The organism is Methylobacter sp. (assembly GCF_023227905.1).
Taxonomy (GTDB): domain Bacteria; phylum Pseudomonadota; class Gammaproteobacteria; order Methylococcales; family Methylomonadaceae; genus Methylobacter_A.
Genome location: NZ_JALOCF010000068.1, coordinates 1 through 18,776, shown reverse-complemented (window position 1 = coordinate 18,776; position 18,776 = coordinate 1). Strand labels below are relative to the sequence as shown.

At 50.9% G+C, this 18,776-nt stretch carries 17 protein-coding genes; 11 read left to right on the top strand and 6 right to left on the bottom strand.

What is annotated here, in order from left to right:
* The 6 genes from M0R47_RS19325 to M0R47_RS19300 form a co-directional block, all read left to right on the top strand.
* The coding region (locus tag M0R47_RS19325; protein ID WP_292557872.1) for a hypothetical protein at positions 1-1,663 on the top strand (1,663 nt) is incomplete at its 5' end.
* Positions 1,664-1,737: 74 nt separating this feature from the next.
* The gene (locus M0R47_RS19320) at positions 1,738-3,303 is read left to right on the top strand and encodes a diguanylate cyclase (RefSeq protein WP_292557870.1); all 1,566 of its coding nucleotides are present in this window, start codon (positions 1,738-1,740) and stop codon (positions 3,301-3,303) included.
* Positions 3,304-3,522: 219 nt separating this feature from the next.
* Positions 3,523-4,098 carry a YcbK family protein gene (locus M0R47_RS19315; protein WP_292557868.1) on the top strand — a complete coding sequence of 192 codons (576 nt, stop codon included), beginning with the start codon at positions 3,523-3,525 and terminating at the stop codon, positions 4,096-4,098.
* A 63-nt stretch (positions 4,099-4,161) separates the two neighbouring features.
* Complete coding sequence (locus M0R47_RS19310; RefSeq protein ID WP_292557866.1) at positions 4,162-5,148, top strand: mechanosensitive ion channel family protein; 987 nt, start codon at positions 4,162-4,164, stop codon at positions 5,146-5,148.
* Positions 5,145-6,482 (top strand): DUF2254 domain-containing protein, encoded by a 1,338-nt coding sequence (locus tag M0R47_RS19305; protein WP_292557863.1) that lies wholly within the window; start codon positions 5,145-5,147, stop codon positions 6,480-6,482. The genes M0R47_RS19310 and M0R47_RS19305 overlap by 4 nt, the downstream gene beginning before the upstream one ends.
* A 3-nt stretch (positions 6,483-6,485) precedes the next feature.
* Positions 6,486-6,998 (top strand): YetF domain-containing protein, encoded by a 513-nt coding sequence (locus M0R47_RS19300; RefSeq protein ID WP_292557862.1) that lies wholly within the window; start codon positions 6,486-6,488, stop codon positions 6,996-6,998.
* On the opposite strand, the gene M0R47_RS19295 is transcribed toward M0R47_RS19300, so the two are convergent.
* The 3 genes from M0R47_RS19295 to M0R47_RS19285 all read right to left on the bottom strand — a co-directional run bounded on the left by M0R47_RS19295 (position 6,993) and on the right by M0R47_RS19285 (position 11,716).
* Positions 6,993-8,255, bottom strand: coding sequence for a phospholipase D-like domain-containing protein (locus M0R47_RS19295; RefSeq protein WP_292557860.1), 1,263 nt, complete (start codon positions 8,253-8,255; stop codon positions 6,993-6,995). The genes M0R47_RS19300 and M0R47_RS19295 overlap by 6 nt on opposite strands.
* Positions 8,252-8,524, bottom strand: coding sequence for a hypothetical protein (locus tag M0R47_RS19290; RefSeq protein ID WP_292557858.1), 273 nt, complete (start codon positions 8,522-8,524; stop codon positions 8,252-8,254). The genes M0R47_RS19295 and M0R47_RS19290 overlap by 4 nt, the downstream gene beginning before the upstream one ends.
* A gap of 510 nt (positions 8,525-9,034) precedes the next feature.
* Positions 9,035-11,716 (bottom strand): cation-transporting P-type ATPase, encoded by a 2,682-nt coding sequence (locus M0R47_RS19285; RefSeq protein WP_292557856.1) that lies wholly within the window; start codon positions 11,714-11,716, stop codon positions 9,035-9,037.
* A gap of 289 nt (positions 11,717-12,005) precedes the next feature.
* Here M0R47_RS19285 and M0R47_RS21975 point away from each other — a divergent pair, with 289 nt between their 5' ends.
* The 3 genes from M0R47_RS21975 (at position 12,006) to M0R47_RS19275 (ending at position 13,968) form a co-directional block, all read left to right on the top strand.
* Positions 12,006-12,077, top strand: coding sequence for a hypothetical protein (locus tag M0R47_RS21975; RefSeq protein ID WP_366513256.1), 72 nt, complete (start codon positions 12,006-12,008; stop codon positions 12,075-12,077).
* 375 nt (positions 12,078-12,452) lie between these two features.
* Complete coding sequence (locus M0R47_RS19280) at positions 12,453-13,229, top strand: dihydrodipicolinate reductase C-terminal domain-containing protein (RefSeq protein ID WP_292557854.1); 777 nt, start codon at positions 12,453-12,455, stop codon at positions 13,227-13,229.
* 448 nt (positions 13,230-13,677) lie between these two features.
* Positions 13,678-13,968: a cupin domain-containing protein gene (locus M0R47_RS19275; protein ID WP_292557852.1), complete on the top strand. Its 291-nt coding sequence runs from the start codon at positions 13,678-13,680 to the stop codon at positions 13,966-13,968.
* Positions 13,969-14,329: 361 nt separating this feature from the next.
* On the opposite strand, the gene M0R47_RS19270 is transcribed toward M0R47_RS19275, so the two are convergent.
* The 3 genes from M0R47_RS19270 to M0R47_RS19260 form a co-directional block, all read right to left on the bottom strand.
* Positions 14,330-15,619 carry an Hsp70 family protein gene (locus tag M0R47_RS19270; RefSeq protein WP_292557849.1) on the bottom strand — a complete coding sequence of 430 codons (1,290 nt, stop codon included), beginning with the start codon at positions 15,617-15,619 and terminating at the stop codon, positions 14,330-14,332.
* A 189-nt stretch (positions 15,620-15,808) separates the two neighbouring features.
* Positions 15,809-16,315 carry a DUF1993 family protein gene (locus M0R47_RS19265; protein ID WP_292557847.1) on the bottom strand — a complete coding sequence of 169 codons (507 nt, stop codon included), beginning with the start codon at positions 16,313-16,315 and terminating at the stop codon, positions 15,809-15,811.
* A 216-nt stretch (positions 16,316-16,531) separates the two neighbouring features.
* The gene (locus M0R47_RS19260; RefSeq protein ID WP_292557844.1) at positions 16,532-17,077 is read right to left on the bottom strand and encodes a hypothetical protein; all 546 of its coding nucleotides are present in this window, start codon (positions 17,075-17,077) and stop codon (positions 16,532-16,534) included.
* Between the two features lie 272 nt (positions 17,078-17,349).
* On the opposite strand from M0R47_RS19260, the gene M0R47_RS19255 reads away from it, so the two are divergent.
* Together M0R47_RS19255 and M0R47_RS19250 are read left to right on the top strand one after the other, a co-directional pair.
* The gene (locus M0R47_RS19255) at positions 17,350-18,516 is read left to right on the top strand and encodes a hypothetical protein (protein ID WP_292557842.1); all 1,167 of its coding nucleotides are present in this window, start codon (positions 17,350-17,352) and stop codon (positions 18,514-18,516) included.
* A 3-nt stretch (positions 18,517-18,519) separates the two neighbouring features.
* The coding region (locus M0R47_RS19250; protein WP_292557840.1) for a glutathionylspermidine synthase family protein at positions 18,520-18,776 on the top strand (257 nt) is incomplete at its 3' end.

Below are 18,776 nucleotides of genomic sequence, written 5' to 3'. Positions count from 1 at the left end.
CACGATCAGCTATCAGTGGCTCGCCAACGGCGCCGCGATCACCGGCGCCACCGGCAGCAGCTATGTGCTGACCGAAGCCGAGGTCGGCAAGACCCTGGCCGTGGCCGCCAGCTATACCGACGGCCATGGCACTAACGAGAGCACCGTCAGTGCCGCGACCGCCGCCGTCGCCAACCTCAACGACGCCCCGACCGGCAGCGTGACCGTCACCGGCACCGCGACCCAGGGCCAGACCCTGACCGCCGGCCACACCCTGGCCGATGCCGACGGGCTGGGCACGATCAGCTATCAGTGGCTCGCCAACGGCGCCGCGATCACCGGCGCCACCGGCAGCAGCTATGTGCTGACCGAAGCCGAGGTCGGCAAGACCCTGGCCGTGGCCGCCAGCTATACCGACGGCCACGGCACTAACGAGAGCGCCGTCAGTGCCGCGACCGCCGCCGTCGCCAATGTCAACGACGCCCCGACCGGCAGCGTGACCGTCACCGGCACCACGACCCAGGGCCAGACCCTGACCGCCAGCCACACCCTGGCCGATGCCGACGGGCTGGGCCCGATCAGCTACCAGTGGCTCGCCAACGGCGCCGCGATCACCGGCGCCACCGGCAGCAGCTATGTGCTGACCGAAGCCGAGGTCGGCAAGACCCTGACCGTCACCGCCAGCTATACCGACGGCCATGGCAGCAACGAGGGCGTCAGCAGCGCCTTAACCGCCTCTGTCACCTCTGTCACCTCTGTCACCTCTGTCACCTCTGTCACCTCTGTCACCTCTGTCGCTTCTGTCGCTTCTGTCGCCTCTGTCAGCAACATCAGCAACGCCCCGGCAAACACTGTGACTAGTACCGCAACCCAAGGCCAGACCCTGACTACCACAGCGGCCCAAGATCAGCCCCAGGCTGCTCCAGCGCCGCCCGTCATCAATGCCAATCCTCTTGGCATGCCTCCTATATTCGGCGACATTAATACGCGTGTCGCCTCCGTGTCTGTCGATATGCAACAGGGCTCTTTCAATAACACAGCTAGTGCAAACAGCCATGATGTCAATCACCTCGGCATTATCAGATCCGGCAACGAAAATATTTTTGATACCGAGGCCTTGCTAAGTAATAAAGCCGCTTTATCCGCTCCCGCCATGACTGCCCCAAAGGGTGCGGTGGTTATTGAGGCTAATCAGCAAACAATCACGGCTTCCTGGACAAGCGAACCGCCTCCATCAATGGTAGAGCAGCCCCCAGAAGACAGGTTGGCAAATAATTTTAGAGACCTATCGGCAAGTTCCAGCGCTGACTACACGGTTGACATGAATCGTAGTTTTACTCAAAGCGAAGAGCAGGCTTTATGGCAACACCTGGCGGCCATGAGAAACCAGATCGATGATAGCGAGTCGCGCCGCAACTCTTTGGAAATTAGTGTGGCTGTGATATCCAGCGTGACTTTAACAGCCGGTTTTGTTCGCTGGGTGTTGCGTAGCGGATCATTAGTAGCGAGCATATTTTCATCCGTATCGTTATTAAAGCGATTTGATCCGCTACCGATTTTTATTGCCTCCAAACAATCAGCGGTACTTGCCGGGCCTGAAAGTCAAGAGTCTTCAGGTGACGAAATTGTTCAGGATAAAGTTGAGCGGTTATTTTCCCGGCCTACACATCATGATAATGGCTGATATTAAGCTCGTCTTTGAGCAAAATGACTTGTACAAGTCCGACTAATTAGCTTTATGCCAAGGTTCTTTAATTGATGAACAAATTATCTGCCAAGACCTCTACTATTTTACCGGCCATGCGCATAAGCTTTGCTCTGGTATCATTGACTGTCAGCCTGTTACTTATTGCGGATTTTGCCGGCTTCGCACCCGATGAGCGTCAAGCAGAACTCAGAGCCAGAAAATTAATCAGCGAATCATTGGCGGTACAATTTTCAATTCTGGGTGTAAACGCTGAAACTCAGTTTTACCGTTTCCTGGATGTCATTATTAACAGGGACGACACTATTTTAACGGCCGGGGTGCGAAATAATGACGGCAATCTGGTTTTTCAGGTGGGCAATCATGCCGAACAATGGGGAAATTACAATAGCCAAAAATCAACGGCTAGCAACATATTGGTCCCCATCATGAAAAACGGCAAAACCTGGCGAACGGTTGAATTAAAATTCGCGCCGCTGAGCTCCGATATCTTTCCAGGCATTATTAGTGCGTCCATCTATAAACTGGCGCTGTTCATTTTAATCTTCGGTTTTTTTGCTTATCTGTTCTTTATTTTACGAACCCTAAGACAGTTAGATCCTTCGGCAGTGGTTCCGGAAAGAGTTAATGCTGCCTTTGATACATTGACTGAAGGCGTATTGATCCTTGATGAAAAGGAACAGATTGTTTTGGCAAACAAGGCATTTGCCGAAAAACTGGGGCGTACGCCCGCTTCCCTGCTTGGAATTAAGGCCTTTGAATTAGGCTGGAAATATAAGCCCGAGGATAAATCCGGAAAAATATTGCCCTGGACCCGCGCGCTGCAAAATGGCGAAACCCATATGGGCTTTAACCTGGACTTACCGGTTTCTTCAGGTTCGGTCAGAAAATTTGTGGTTAACTGCGCACCTATTTTAGGAGATTATAATGTAGCCCAAGGCGTATTAATCACCTTTGACGACGTTACCGTGCTCGAGCAAAAAAATATCGAATTATCCTCTTTGATTGCTCAACTTGAGACAGCGCAAGTTGAAGTGACACAGCAAAATAAGGAATTGCATTTTCTGGCGACCCGGGACCCTCTTACAGGATGTTTAAACCGCCGTGCATTTTATGAAGCCTTTGACATAGAGTTCGCCAAAGCTAAAAAACAAGGGAGCGAGTTATCCTGCCTCATGGTTGATATTGATCATTTTAAACTGGTAAATGACAATTATGGCCATTCAACCGGTGACGATATTATCCAGCTTCTAGCCAATATTCTGCATTCGAACTCCAGGAAAGATGATCTGGTGGGCCGTTACGGGGGCGAAGAGTTTTGTTTGGTTTTACCGGGCCTTTCCGCTGATGACGCCTTTTCTGTCGCTGAACGTATCAGACTAAGCATTATGAATGAGTCGATCAAAATTTATGAAAGGACCGGCCCGAACGTAACGGCCAGCCTTGGCGTTGCATCAATTTTCGATCATGCCGAAAATCCTGCCGAATTGAATAATCAAGCCGACAGAGCGCTTTATGTGGCGAAGGAGTCCGGAAGAAACCAGGTTATCCGCTGGGATCCCAGCCAGGAAAAACTGCCTGAATCCGAAGCGGACGCTTTTGAATCAACTGCCGAATAAAGTAGGCTTCATTATCCAGAGTATTTTTGAGTAGAGCCACACTGCTATCTTAACGGCTGCTCTTGTTACAGGTGCAGCAGGCAGATTGATGCGTTTTAAGTACGACAACGCACTGACTAACCTTAAGTGTTCGGGTTAATCTGTAAACCATGTTTTGGCATAACGCATAAACAAGCCTGAAAAACAATTGTTTTAGGCCAAGAGTTATGAAGGCAGATTATGAACAAACCGATAATAGGCAGCGATGAAAGCCGTGTTATTGCATCAAGGCGCGGTTTTTTTAAGACTGTAGCCGGTATTTCTTTGCTGGCGCTGAGCGGCATAGAGGTTTCGAATGCGGACACTGAACCTAAAACGCTCGCTTTAAAAAATATTCATACCGGCGATAAGTTGAAGTTAACCTATTTCGAACAGGGCGATTACCTCGACGATGCCTTGCAAGAAATCAGCTACCTGCTGCGTGATTATCATACCGGCCAAGTTCATCCCATTGACCCGGCCTTGCTCGACCAGTTATATGATCTGAAGCTTGCGCTTGGAACCCATAAGCCATTTCTGGTTTTCTCGGGCTATCGTTCTCCACGCACGAATGCCCGATTACGTAAAAGACGTCGCAATGTCGCAAAACACAGTCTGCATATGCAAGGCCGGGCTATTGATCTTCACGTGGATGGGCTGGATATTCGCAAAATCAGGAACGCTGCACTGGCGCTGCGCCGCGGAGGCGTCGGCTATTCTCAACGCTTAGGCTTTGTCCACTTGGACACCGGCAGTTTCAGGACCTGGCAGAGTTAGACCCTGATGACGGCTCCGCTATGTTCTCTAAAAAACCTTCATTGTTAGTACGGAGCGGCCGTTATGCGATTCAACCTTAGCGAGGCAACCGGCTCCGCGCAAGAAATGATTAACGATTTTATTGAAAGACTGCCCTATCTCGCCATTGCTGCCGTTGTTTTTATACTTTTCCTGTTCGTCGGCAAGGGCGTGCGTGCGATGGTGCGGATCGTCATGCTGCGCAATCGTCGCCACTATAATTTGGGTCTGGTGATGGGACGGCTGAGTTATGGCTTGATTATCTTTATCGGCCTGCTGATTGCTCTTGTAATTGCCATTCCCGGCTTTACGCCGGGCGAACTGGTCAGTATTCTGGGACTGTCCAGCGTCGCTATCGGCTTTGCGTTTCGCGATATTCTGCAAAATTTTCTTGCCGGGATTTTACTGCTGTTGGCCGAACCTTTCCGTATCGGCGACCAGATTATCCTGAACAATTTCGAAGGCACGGTCGAGGACATTCAGACTCGCGCGACTTTCATCAGAACTTATGACGGGCGGCGGGTGGTGATTCCCAATTCCAACCTGTTCACCAATTCGGTGACGGTCAACACCGCCTATGAAAAACGGCGCCTGGAATACGACATCAGTATCGGCTACGGCGATGACATCGCTCACGCCAAGCGTATCCTGCTCAATGCTGTGCGAGAGATTCCGGAAGTCCTTGCCGATCCTGAGCCCGATGCGCTGGTGGTCAAACTGGCCGATAGCAGCGTCAATATCCGCTTGCGTTGGTGGGTGAAGCCGCCGCGCCGGTTTGAAAGCCTGAATGCGCAAGATATCGTTTTGGAAAAAGTCGTTAGTGCGCTTTTATCCGAAGGTTTCGATTTGCCGTTTCCGACACAGCAGATTCTTTTCCACGACCAGACCGAAGAAACCGACGGCGACCGTTCACGCCAGCGCGAAGGCTGGCCTCAAGGCCAAGGCGAGGCCCCGCGTCCGGCACGTATCGTCGACGCATTGCGTGATTTAAAAGAAGCGCTTTCAAGCGAACAGAATTCCAAACGGCGATGAAGCTGCAATTGATCAAAATCCGCGATAAGGCGGTCGATACTTTCTGGTTTTTACCGGCAGTGATGGCACTGGTTGCGGCAGGCGCGGCGCTGGCTGGCACGGCCATTGATTATGCCATCGGCAGCGCCTGGCTGCGTGACATGGGCTGGGTGTGGTCGGGCGGCACCGAAGGCGCGCGTAGCGTACTGTCGGTCATTGCCGGTTCGGTCATGACCGTCGTTTCGATTGTGTTTTCGCTGACCGTGACCACGCTGGCACAAACGTCATCGCATTTCGGGCCGCGCGTGCTGAGAAACTTTACCTCCGACCGGGGTGTTCAATTCACGCTCGGCACCTTTATCGCCACTTTTGTCTATTGCCTGCTGGTCTTGCGGACAGTGCGCTCACTCGAAGAAAAAAGCTTCGTGCCGTATCTGTCCGTGAATATCGGCATACTGTTGGCGCTGGCTTCAATGGCAGTCCTGATCTATTTCATTCACCACATTTCGCAAAACATTCAGGCCGAGAATCTGATCGCCAATGTGGGAGAACAATTCCAAAAATCGCTGCCGGTTCTGTTCCCCGAACGCATCGGCCGACCGCACAGCGACAACACCCGCCCAGAGCAGTTGCCCGATGACAGCCAATGGCAAGCCGCGGATATGGTGCTATCCGCAGCCAATGGCTATCTGCAAGCAGTGGACGATGAACAGTTAATGCAGTTGGCGACGCAACACGACTTGATGCTGCAATTGACAAAGCGCCCCGGCGATTTCGTGACCACGACCACGACCTTGCTGCGTGTGCTGCCGCGTGCGCATATCAACCCGGATATCGAGCTTGAATTGCGAGACTGCTTTAGTCTCGGAGCCCATCGCACGCCGCATCAGGACGCACAGTATATGTTGCAGCAGATGGTCGAAATTGCTGTCCATGCGCTGTCGCCGGGCATCAACGAACCTTTCACCGCCTTGACTTGTATCGATTGGATAGGGGCGTCGCTAAGCGGCGTGGCAAGGCGCGAACTCCCCATGCCGCTACGTCAGGATGAACACGGCCGGTTGCGCGTGATTGCCTGCACGCTCGATTTCGAGGAGCTGGCCGATATCGCTTTCGGCCAGATTCGTCTCTATGGCGCCAACAATCCGGATGTGATGCTGCACCTTCTTGAAACCATCGGCGAAATTGCGCCTGATGTATACCGCGACCAGGACCGCATCCTGTTAATGCGGCATGCTCAGCTGGTTGGTGAAGACGCGAGCCAAATCACTAACCAAACCGATCGCCGGCGCGTAGCCGATCGGCTTCACCAAACATTGCTTGCTCTGGCCCAGAATCATACTCAAGAGGAATGAACCATGTTTTTTAACGATGCGTTTAGTCTGCTTCGGGTGTTTATCGTCGGCACCTTGGCCTATTTGTCTTTGGTGCTGCTATTGCGTGTTTCCGGCAAGCGCACGTTATCGAAAATGAATGCTTTCGACTTGGTGGTGACCGTGGCGATCGGCTCGACGTTGGCGACGGTTCTGCTCTCTAAAGACGTGGCTCTTGCCGATGGCGTGGCGGCGTTCACCTTATTGATTGGGCTGCAATATGTCATTACCTGGCTGTCAGTGCGTTCGCGCCGGGTGGAAAACCTGATTAAAGCCGAGCCTTCTCTGCTTTATTTCAACGGGCGCTTTCTTGAGGCAATGAAAAGCGAACGCGTCACCGAAGCCGAAGTACGTGCCGCCGTACGCTCGCAAGGTTTGTCGGAAATGGAAAGTGTCGCCGCCGTTGTACTGGAAACGGACGGCAGCCTGACGGTTTTACGCAATCAGGACGATCAGGTGTTTACTTCATTAAAAGGCATTAAGCATCCCGTTCTATAACTGCGAACTGATAAGGTCTGCAATGCTATCCCTGATTTTGTTCTTCCAGGGCCTATTCTGCCATTCCTCCAAGGTTATACGGCGTGAATCGCATAAATCCTGTTCGAAAATCCGTGCCTGTATGCGCGCAAACTCAGCGCTGTAAATGTTAAGGTTGGCTTCGTCGTTAACGCTGAACGAGCGGCTGTCGAAATTGGTCGATCCTACCGAGGTCCATAGCTCGTCCACGATCATCACTTTGCAGTGGAACATCGTCGGCTGGTATTCGTAAATTTCGATGCCCGCCTGCAACAATGCGCCCCACGCGTTGCGCGAGGCATAGCGAAGCACTTTCCGGTCAATATAAGGTCCAGGGACAATCATTTGTATGCGAACCCCGCGTTTTTGCGCGGCGACGAATGTGTTAATGGCGACCTTATCGGGAACGAAGTACGACATCGATAACTGCACCGAAGTTTTTGCCGCCGCAATCGACAGCAGATACATCAGTTGAACACCTTCGGCGCCGCCTCTAGGCGAACTCTTGAAGACCTGCGCCCGGTACTCACCGGCCGGCTCGAGCGGAGGGAAATAGTCCGCACTGTGCAGTACTTGGCCGCGGACTTGAATCCAGTTATCGATGAAAGCGGATTGTAGCTGCGCGACCGCCGGACCTTCCATGCGAAAATGCGTATCCCGCCAATGGGCTTTGTCTTGCGCATTGCCGGTCCACTGTGTCGCGATGCCAACGCCGCCGGTGAAACCGACTTTGCCGTCGATCACCAGCAGTTTGCGATGCGTCCGGTTGTTCATACGTCTCAACGTGTACCAACGTAACGGATTGTAACGATAGACTTCCACGCCCGCGCGCTTCATCTCATTGACGTAGGCTTCGTCGATATCGCTGCAACCCAGCCAATCCAGCATGACATGCACACGCACACCCGCCCGCGCCCGTTCACTCAGTGCTTCGGCAAATTCTTTACCAATAGCTCCGGACCAATAAATAAAAGTTTCGAAAGTGACGGTTCTCTGTGCGCCGCGTATGGCTTCCAGCATGGCAGGGAAAATTTCGTTGCCATTTACCAATGTTTGGACACGGTTGCCTTCGATAACCGGCGGTCCTAAAAGATTTCCCATGGACCTTAAGAATTGCGGGTCGGCAACGGCGTAAAGCGTTTCAATGCGCGCGTCTATCGGTTTATTGCCAAAACTGAGGTTGATAACAAAAAAAACGCAGATTAATGTTATAACGAAAGTTGTAACAATGATCATCATATTCCCGGCATACTGAACGATTTAAAGGTTACAAAATCAAGCTGATTAGCAGCTGTCAGGGTAAGTCCGCTTTCTCTTCCAGGACGTCCCGCATATACAGCATCCGCACCCATACCGAACGTAGCGTCGTCTGGACAAGCCGGCTGGTAGCGTCCGGGCGGCGTGGAGAAAATAGCGTAGTTCCCGGCCCGGGCGGGCGCGAGTAATGCCGGAAAAACAGCGAGCGGCAGCGAAAGTATGTGGCGATCAATTGGTTTTGTCATAAGCATAGACCCGACTCTTCCAAACTTGATAGATAGGCCCGAGTCTACGCCACGATTTTATTCAGGGCAATAAATTACCAGCGGACTTAAGTCATCGAGCTAAAATTTTCCGGTATTTTGGCGTGCAAGCCATGGTTTCAAAGCGCGCAGAGCCTGCCCTCGTGCATCCCAAGGGCAATTTATCAACAAAGTGGCAGTCCCATATGCGACAACTTAAAGAATAACGCCTGTTTTTTACCAAAATGGAATTACGCTGCTATCCTCTCCGTTAAGGCAATTTCTGGAGTTATAGAGTCATTAGTTGATAAAGTGATAAAAAGCCCTCTCCAGAGGGAGAGGGTTGGGTGAGGGGAAAACAAAATTAAGGAAAAATGCTTATTGATATCCCCTCATCCCAACCTTCTCGGCAACCGCTCCCTGCGTTGCTCTACTACCTGCATCCATGCAGGCATCCCTTAGGGAGAAGGAGCAAATGTCGCTTTACTAACTACGGGCTCTATATCACATCCTGATTCCTTAAAAAAACCGCCGCCGCACGAATTTTTCCAACCCCACTGTAATATAAACTGTCAGCGCAACGCCCAAAATCAACAGCCATTGATCCGTTTTAAACGCCGCGCTGCCGAACAGTTTTTGCATCGGCGGCCAATAAGTGAACAGTAATTGCAGTAGCGTCATGCACACCGCGCCAAAAATTACCCATAAATTGGAAAACACGCCAACGTGAAACATCGAATATTTCAAGGAGCGGCAGTTGAACAGGTAAAACATCTCGCTGAACACAAACACATTGACGGCTATCGTCCGTGCCGAGGCTAACGATTCACCCTGCGCCAACTCCCATTCAAACAGGCCGAAAGCTCCTATTAGCATCAAAACGCCCACTAGGAAAATCCGGAAGATTAGCTGTCCGGTCAGAATGGGCTGTTGGGGATCGCGCGGCTTGCGCTGCATTAAAGCCGGCTCTTTCGGTTCAAACGCCAGCATCAGGCCAAGCAAGATGGCGGTGCTCATATTAATCCACAAAATTTGCACCGGGGTGATAGGCAGGGCAACGTCGGCAAAGATCGCCGCACTGATCACTAAACCTTCGCCGCAATTGGTGGGCAGCGTCCAGACGATAAATTTAACCAGGTTGTCAAACACGCCGCGGCCTTCTTCGACCGCCGCGGCAATGGTGGAGAAATGGTCGTCGGTCAACACCATTGCCGCCGCTTCCTTCGCCACCTCAGTGCCGCCCTGGCCCATGGCCACGCCGATATTGGCTTGCCGCAAGGCCGGCGCGTCATTGACGCCGTCCCCCGTCATGGCCACGATATGGCCGTTAGCTTGCAAGGCTTGCACCAATTGTAGTTTTTGCTCCGGCGCAATACGGGCATACACGGCGCAATCTTCTATCAATTGCGAATATTGCTTTTCATCAAGCGCTTGCAATTGGGCACCGCTAATGACGCGCCCGGTTTGCTGCATGCCCAGTTGTTCGGCAATCGCCAATGCGGTGACGGGATGGTCGCCGGTAATCATTTTTACCTGAATCCCCGCCCGGTAACAGGCGGCGATTGAGGTAGCGGCTTCAGGACGCGGCGGATCGATCATAGCTTGCAAGCCTAGAAAGGTTAAGCCGTCACGCAGATGTTCATGTTGCACGGCATCATTGTCGTGATCGGCGCGCGCAAACGCCAGCACCCGCAAACCTTGCGCCGCCATGCTTTCAACTTGTTGCTGCAACCGGGTTTTATCCAATGCCGTCAGCTGCATGTGCCGGTCGAAAGCATTATGGCAACGGCTTAACAGGCTTTCCGCCGAACCTTTCACGTAGACATGGCGGGTATCGATGGCTTGATTATGATGTAAGGTCGCCATGAATTGGTGTTTCGATTCGAAAGGAATCGCATCCAGGCGAGGATGGGCGATGCTAACCGGGGTATGATGCAGGCCGGCTTTGTGGGCGGCAACCAGCAACGCCGCTTCGGTAGGATCGCCTTCGATGCGCCAGTTGTCCGTTTCGGCAAGCAGTCGGGCGTCGTTACATAAAAGCCCCGCTTTTAAGCATTCCATTAAGGCCGGGTGGTCAGAGTAGGCAATGGCTTTGCCGTTAAGTTGAAAATCGCCGTCCGGGGTATAGCCGCTGCCGGTGACGTCGAACAATTCGCCGCCTGCGTACAGCGCCTGAACGGTCATTTGATTTTGCGTCAGCGTACCGGTTTTGTCCGAGCAAATGACGGTGGTGCTGCCCAACGTTTCCACTGCCGGCAGTTTGCGGATAATGGCATTGCGTTTCGCCATGCGCGATACGCCAATCGCCAGGGTGATGGTCAGCGCAGCCGGCAAGCCTTCGGGAATTGCCCCTACCGCTAAGGCTACCGATGCCATAAACATATCCAGCATCGGTTTGCCACGCCAAACGCCCACGGCAAAAGTCAGCGCCGCCAAACCCATAATGACCCATAGCAACAATTTACTGAATTGGCTTATTTTTTGGGTCAACGGCGTTTCCAGTTCAATGGCGCTGCTGATCATGCTGTTGATGCGTCCGATTTCGGTACGGTCGCCGACTTCCACGACGACGCCCAAGCCGCTGCCATAGGTGACCAGCGTTGAGGAATAGGCCATATTATGACGATCCGCCAATACGGTTTCCTCGCCCAAGGTCGCAAGACGCTTCTCCACCGGAACGGATTCGCCGGTGAGCGCCGACTCATCGATTTGCAGCTCGCGGGTTTGCAGCAAACGTAAGTCGGCCGGTACTTTATCGCCCGATTGCAGTACTATCACATCGCCCACCGTCAGCTGGTCGGCGGCAATGGAACGGCGTTGGCCATTGCGTAATACCGTGGAAGTGACGGTTAAAACACGGCTAAGCGCGTCTATGGCTTTCAGGGCATTGGCTTCCTGAATAAAACCGATGATAGCGTTAATCAGCACCACGCCAAAAATCACGCCGCTATCCACCCATTCCTCTAAAAATCCTGTAACGCCCGCCGCAACCAGCAGAATATAGACTAAGGGCTGGTTAAACTGCTCAAACAGTAAACGCAACGGGCTCTTGCCGCGCTGTGGCGTCAGGCGGTTAAGGCCGTATTTTTGCAGCCGTTGCCTGGCTTCGTTTTCAGTCAAACCTTGCTTAATATCAACCTGCAAGTTTGTCGTCAGTGTTTCGGGCGACAAATGGTGCCAGTTTGTTTTTTGTGATTTCAAGTTCTGTTCCTGATTGTAGCGGCAAGATTTTTTAATTAATCATGGGTAACCCCCCGCTCTGCCGGGGGACTCGCAAATTTTGACAATTCCGGGAATCATCGAGAGTCTCACCGTAAAGATAAGAAAACAAACGATGAATCCGCCAGAGAGTTTAAAACATACACAATGGGAATGTAAGCATCATGCGGTTTGGATACCGAACTACAGGAAGAAAAGCCTCAATCAAGGGCTCGGAAGATATTTGGGGGAGCTGCTGAAAGATTTGGCTGCGCAAAAATAGTGCAAAATATTGGAAGGGCATTGGGTATCGGATCATGTGCATATTCTGATTTCGATCCCGCCCAAATACCCGGCGTCGTAAGCGGTCGTCTTCATTAAGGGCAAAAGTGCAATAGCTATAGCTTGCAACTTTAAGTAAAGCGATGGCGGTAAGCTGCATTTACTAAAGATATGGAAATTGATACGACAAAACAAGCGATAACAACGCTCTTGTACTCAGCAAGAATATTGTTAAAAAAACTTTTTAAGCAAACTTTAATCAAAATTTAAGGATCGAAAAGCTATCATTCCGAGGGTACGCGAAAAGGCCTCTACCATTACATTTGCTGCATATTGTTAGATTTTTCCGAGTGCACTTTAAATATTCGCTCTTTGTTCTGCGCTACTCAACACTTAATCGTATGCATTCGATTGCGTATCTTTAATATTCTCCAATACACATCAAAGGAGGTTTATCGTGTCTTTTAAAACACGTATCGGTCTTATCGGTTATGGTAAAACCGGCAAAGCCGTAGCCAACGTACTCAACGCAGACCCGCGTTTCGAACTCTGCTGGATTGCCCGCCGCACTGCCGGCGGTTCCGTCAAAACTCATCCTGATACCGATATTCCTATTTTCGGCGTCGATCGGCAATCGTTCGAAATGTTGTTTGCCCGGCATCCGGTCGATGCGGTCGTGGATTTTTCTTCGCCGGAAGCCGTACATGCTTACGGGGAAATAGTGCGCAAACGCAAAATCATGCTGGTCAGCGCAATTTCCGCTTATTCGGAAAACGATCTGGCTTACGTTCGCAGCCTGGGCAAACATACACGCGTCATGTGTTCTCCCAATATTACTTTAGGCATTAATTTCCTGATGACGGCGGCCAATCTGCTGCGCAAGATCGCTCCGTTCGCCGACGTGGAAATCCTTGAGCAACACTTTAAGGAAAAGCCCGAAGTTTCAGGCACGGCACTTAAAATTGCAGAAAAATTAGGTCTGGAGGAAGAACAAATTACCTCGTTGCGGCTCGGTGGCATTATTGGCGAGCATGAAGTCATTTTCGGTTTCCCCCACCAAACAGTCCGTTTAGTTCATTCATCGATCAGGCGCGAAGCATTCGGCACCGGCGCAGCTTTCGCATTAGCCCAGCTCGAAAACTGCGCGATAGGCTTTTACACGTTTGAAGATCTACTGCTGCAAACGGCCAATAACGAATTGCCGAGGCCGGACTTTGTCGGAGTAGGGAATTAATTCATCATTCGGCATGACAAATTAAGTTATCTTTGGCAAAGCCTAAGATAACTTAATTTTAAAGCTGAGTTGAGCAGCCTGCCTGCTCAAACGAAACTTATGCCCTTTGGGTATAAAACGGCAAAACAATCTCAGGCGCCCTTGCCCTTGGGCTTACAAGCTTATTACACCGCGCGGAATCTCGGCATTAAGACCGGATACCGCGAAAATATTGTCCCAGGTTGCCCTTTTTAAAGGATCGGGCCCGTTTTCTTAAAGCTTCCCCCAGGACGATCAAGCGGTACTGGTTGTTGTCGATACCAAGACACTGGAGCGGGCAAAGCGGACCCTCGACTACCTTGGCATCCAATTCAAGCCCGAACTCAGGTTAATTTAGGTGGCAAATAGCGCACAGGCTGACCTGGTGTTAAAATTGCCGTTCTAACAAGTTTAATTTTTTAGGAACAACATGAGCAAAATTACCATCGAACACAATCCAAGTGAAGAGCGCTTACAACAACTGGGTGTTTCCAACTGGGAAATCTGGGAAAAAGAAATTTCAAAATTTCCAATTGATTTTGATGAAACTGAATGCGCCTATGTGCTGGAAGGAGAAATTCTGGTAACGCCTGCCGGCGGAGAGTCGGTACGCATTCTGCCTGGCGATCTGGTATCGTTCCACGCAGGCTTGGATAGTCAATGGGAAGTGATCAAACCATTGCGCAAGCATTACAGTTACGATTATCCAAACGGCATTTAGTCTGCGAATGTTATTTCGAGAGAATCAACCCATCGCAATTGATGGAAAAACGGTCTGAAGTAAAAAACGGATAGGCTGAACTTAACCTGATAGATACCCGTGATAAACCGGTATCTGTCAGGTTATAAAATAGCTTCCGGAAAGTTCCAGGAGTGCAAGCTCCGCTTGCCAGAGCAGGCAGAGCCTGCACTCCGCGGTTATTAGCCTTGCTGATTAAAGCCGCGAATCATGTCTTACTCCCTGCACGCCCTACCCAGTTGATTTCTCTGTAAGTCTAAACGCACTTAGTTCAAATTCGACAAAACTCCGCAGTCCTCATGGAGATTACCATTAATTCCTTATTCCTGTGGCCTGAGCTCAATTAGCCCTCTAAATAATACCGTCTGGCATCACACGCCAAACCAAAGCCCACGCTAGACAAGCGGTTGCCATCTGAAATTTCGGCTTGCGGAAATATCCGTCGGGTGATTTTTTGAATCAGCGGAATAGCGGTGCCGCCACCGGTTAAAATGACCAGCGCAACATCGTCTGCTTTCACTCCCGCAACGGTAATGCAGTCATTGATGGTTTTTTGGATGCTCTCAATATTCCCGTACAGGCTATCCTCGAATTGCGTCCGTTCGATATCCGCTTGCAAATCCGCTTCAATGAAAGAAAGATCAGCGGTTGTTTGCTCGGATGAGCTAAGTTGAATCTTGGCTTCCTCGACTGCGGCCATCAAGGTATGCCCCTGCTCTTCCTCTACAATTGACAGCAGTCTATGGGTAAGGGCCTTGTCATTCGATTGACTGACCAGCTCTTTTAAATCCCTTTTGTATTTTTGCGTGTACATATACTGAATTTTGCTCAATTCAGAAAGGTCAAAGAAAGGCGTTATCGGAAAGCCCAAGCCTTTGGCTCCCCAAAGCGAACCCAATCCCAATAGCGGCATAAAACATTTCAAGCTTAATGCCCGGTCAAAATCGTTACCGCCGATGCGAATTCCCGCATTAGCCAGAATATCCTGCTGGCGGTCGAGCTTGTTGATATAGCGCCCGGATAGCCGCATGATCGTAAAGTCGGACGTGCCGCCGCCAATGTCCATAACGACCGCTAAACGCTCGGTATCGCCCATCGTTAATTCATGAGCAAATGCGGCGGCAATAGGCTCATATTGAAAACGGATGTTTTTAAATCCGGCGGACGCGAATATGGCTTCGAGCTGGCTTTCCGCCTCCTTGTCCGCTTGGTCATTGCCGTCGACAAAATGAACCGGCCTGCCGGCAACGACGTTCTGGATTTCCCTGTCGGCCAATGACTCTGACTTGCTTTTAATATCCTCGATAAAGTGACCGATGATGTGCTCGAATTTTGTTTTTCTTCCGCTAATATGAGTCCCTTCTTTCATCAGAGATGTGCCAAGCACGCGCTTAAAACTTCTCATAAACCGGCCCTCATCTTGAGCGACATGGGCGTTAATGGCTTTGCGGCCAAAAACAGCGGTCGGGCTTTCTGCCGGAAAGAAAATAGTCGAAGGTATCGTTAAATGCTCCTCTTCTAACGGGACCAAGATTATTTGATCGTCATTTCCGTGGGCAATTGCTACCGTGGTGTTCGAGGTTCCGAAGTCGATTCCGCAGGCAATCGACCCCTGCATTTTGAGTGTTTTCATACTAAGTTTTATCGTAAACAGCCGGCTGCCGCCCATGAACGGCAATCCGGGGTTGAACGGGAAAATTTGATGCAAGTGGCTTTATGATAGCCGGTACAGCTTGAGGTAAGCTTAAAGCGAGGCTAAAAAACAAAGCCCTGCGCAGATTTAAATCCGCGCAGGGCTTGTTAAGGCGTTACAAAGCGCCGATCAGTAATCGCCTACATAATCCTTCTTTCCTATTTCCACGCCATTATGCCGCAGTATGGCGTAAGTCATGCTGAGGTGAAAATGAAAATTGGGCAGCACAAAATCCAGCAAGTAAGGCTGGCCTAAAAAGCTCAGTTCCCTGCTGCCGAATTTCAGTGTAATTGGGCGCTCTTCACTGCCGTCGATTTGCGAGGCATTTACGCTTTGCATGAACGCCTTGGTCTTGTCGATACGCGCCTGTAACTCGGCAAAAGTGGTTTCATTATCTTCATAGTGGGGTACTTCGATGCCTGCCAGCCGGGCAGCGCAACCTTTAACCATGTCAGTCGCAATTTGTACCTGGCGGCTAAGCGGAAACATATCCGGAGCCAGACGCGCATTCACAAAAACGGCGGGATCGATTTTCTTCGCTTCGGCATGGGCGGCAGCTTTATCGAGAATCGCGGACAAATTGCCTAACATGCGTACAAAAGCAGGAATGGATGCTTGATACATGGTCAATGACATAGGGTGCTCCGATGAATGATGAGGAAATTGCTGAACGATAGCGCAATAAAAATTATTGCTTACAAGAGCCTGAGTTTAACATATAAAACTGTAAACATTTTCGAGTTGAACTTATTGCAATCCGGATCAAACGGTAACAAGGACAGTCAGATGACTTAAGCCTCCCGCCATCGGTTTCCTCAATACGGTATCGTCATGCTGTTCGGTGACCCGCTGTCAACAAAGCACCACAAGTAAAATCAGGCCGGGGATAATCCCCAGAATCAAGCCGACCACGATGGCAATCACCTCACCTGTAGAATAATTGCATCCCCCTGCACCGGTGCTTACCCTGGCGGCACTATCGTCATCAAGCCCCGCCAGCATTATGCCGGAAAATTCATCGGCGACTTGTGCCTGGGAGGATGCCACGAGTATGCGCGAGCGGGAATCACTAAGACGCGTTTCGGCCGAACGCAAATCATCGCTGAACGGCATGATGTTGCGTGCATTCTTGAGGGCTTGGATGGCTTCGTCAGTGGGGGCAAGCGCCAGTTCACGCGCATGGTTGAGCGTGTCGGCGGTACTGATGTCTTTCTTTAATTGCTTGAGTTCTTCATATTGCCCGGAGCCGGCCGGACAGGAGGAATTAATCAATTCCAGGGAATCTGTTGATCGTAAGATATTGGCGTTTAACGTCTGCGGCATAGAAATGTTGAAAATCGATACCAGCGCCAAGATTATCGACCTTTTTAAGCCGTATAACTCTTTTTTAATAGCCATAACCTTTCTCCTAAATAGGCCTTAATTTCCTATACGGTAAAACATGACTAAAAGCTCTAAACAACTACTTTTATTATAATTACACTAGCAGAATTTCTCGTTGCTTACCGTTGGCTAGCGTACATAACAGACGCCCTGATCAAACCTCACGATCTGCCTTTCATAACAGCCAATGCCCATATTTTCGGCAGATCTGATCATCATCGGCTATGCTTAGCCGTTAATTTACATGCACAATAACTTGACCATCCTCGCTGAACGTAGCTGCAAAAATGACATCCTCACATCATCAGAAACTGACTATCGTTTACAGCCCGTGGAAAAAACTGTTGGCTCTGCTGTGTTTGGCCTTGGCGATCTTCTTGGCGTGGCTGGGACTGTGCAGCAATTTTTTTATCCTCGAAGTCATTCTGGTGCTGTTGGCGTCATATGCAGCCTGGAACATCATCGGTATTCTGAACACCCGCTCGGTCACCTTCTATCCTGACAAAATCGTCAAAGCCGGCTATTTTGGCGAAACCACGATCCCGACCCATGCGCTGGTTACAGACTACCGGAAGCAGGCGACATATTTTTTTCACGGCCTGGACAGGAATATCCGCGAATCAATCAAGGTATCGGAGAGCTGCCTGTCGGCAGAACTTAGACTCTGGCTGAATAATTATCACCGTAACGTTTATCACATCGGCAGTTTTCCCCGTACGCCCGTTAGCCCGAACAGCGTAGTTAGCATCGAATTTGGGAAAGCGCTGTCGTCGTTTCGGTTTATGGCGGTGGTGACCGCCGTTTATCTGTTGTTGTATGTGATTGTTGCGGCTTTTCTAAACGAACGCTACTGGGCTTTTAACGGTTACGCGCCCAACTTGCCGGAAGTGCCGCTCCGGCTGCTATTTGTCGGTATTGCACTGGGTGGATACGGGTTATTGCGTCGACTGGCCGCGCCGCCTCCCCCTGAACCTGTGTACACAGTGAGACTGCAGCGCGCCCATCAAAGGGCATTCCGTTCCGCGCTAGTTGCCAATGGCGTCGCTTGGCTGGGTTTGCCGCTGTTTTTGTTATGCGGCAATAAGCTGGATTTTTATTTAATGCTGCTGATCGGCGCGGGCTTCTACTACGATTTTTATCCTCGGTTGTCGGACTGGGAACGGCTACTGAAAAACTCCCTCCCCTCTACTGCGCCGGCCCAAGCCATAATTCCGCGCCGTTCGCTGCAAGTGTCGCTGGCATTGCTGGGCGGCTTATCGCTGGCCAGTTATGCCGGTAACCCGGCAGATTTCCGAATCCGCCAAAACAATTGCCAAGACAATAACGGCAATGCCACCGAATGCCAAAGCAGCTCGAACGGTCACGGCGGCTCGGGTTCGAGCTACCATCACAACTCAATCAGGCGCGGCGGTTTCGGCTCTTTCGGCGGCTCGCACTTTTCGTTCGGCGGTTGAGCCATGCAACGCATCGAATTGACGCCGCGCGTCGATTGGCAACGGCGCGTTGAAGAAGTCGGCATGAACTATCACACCCTGGACGGCGAAGTTTATTGGGACGAGTCGGCCTGCTACCGCTTTACGCGCAGCCAGATCGATGTGCTCGACGACGCGACCGCAGAATTGCACAGGCTGTGCCTGCAAGCCATCGAAACCATCATCAGACGCGGACTGTTCAAGCAACTGCGCATCCCGGATTGGTCGATACCGTATATTGT

Bases quoted from the DNA above. Each gene is read 5' to 3' on its own strand.
- M0R47_RS19260 (WP_292557844.1), bottom strand. From the start codon at position 17,077: ATGGCTATTAAAAAAGAGTTATACGGCTTAAAAAGGTCGATAATCTTG.
- M0R47_RS19300 (WP_292557862.1), top strand. From the start codon at position 6,486: ATGTTTTTTAACGATGCGTTTAGTCTGCTTCGGGTGTTTATCGTCGGC.
- M0R47_RS19270 (WP_292557849.1), bottom strand. From the start codon at position 15,619: ATGAAAACACTCAAAATGCAGGGGTCGATTGCCTGCGGAATCGACTTC.
- M0R47_RS19310 (WP_292557866.1), top strand. From the start codon at position 4,162: ATGCGATTCAACCTTAGCGAGGCAACCGGCTCCGCGCAAGAAATGATT.
- M0R47_RS19295 (WP_292557860.1), bottom strand. From the start codon at position 8,255: ATGATGATCATTGTTACAACTTTCGTTATAACATTAATCTGCGTTTTT.
- M0R47_RS19305 (WP_292557863.1), top strand. From the start codon at position 5,145: ATGAAGCTGCAATTGATCAAAATCCGCGATAAGGCGGTCGATACTTTC.
- M0R47_RS19255 (WP_292557842.1), top strand. From the start codon at position 17,350: ATGACATCCTCACATCATCAGAAACTGACTATCGTTTACAGCCCGTGG.
- M0R47_RS19275 (WP_292557852.1), top strand. From the start codon at position 13,678: ATGAGCAAAATTACCATCGAACACAATCCAAGTGAAGAGCGCTTACAA.
- M0R47_RS19290 (WP_292557858.1), bottom strand. From the start codon at position 8,524: ATGCTTATGACAAAACCAATTGATCGCCACATACTTTCGCTGCCGCTC.
- M0R47_RS19320 (WP_292557870.1), top strand. From the start codon at position 1,738: ATGAACAAATTATCTGCCAAGACCTCTACTATTTTACCGGCCATGCGC.
- M0R47_RS19265 (WP_292557847.1), bottom strand. From the start codon at position 16,315: ATGTCATTGACCATGTATCAAGCATCCATTCCTGCTTTTGTACGCATG.
- M0R47_RS19315 (WP_292557868.1), top strand. From the start codon at position 3,523: ATGAACAAACCGATAATAGGCAGCGATGAAAGCCGTGTTATTGCATCA.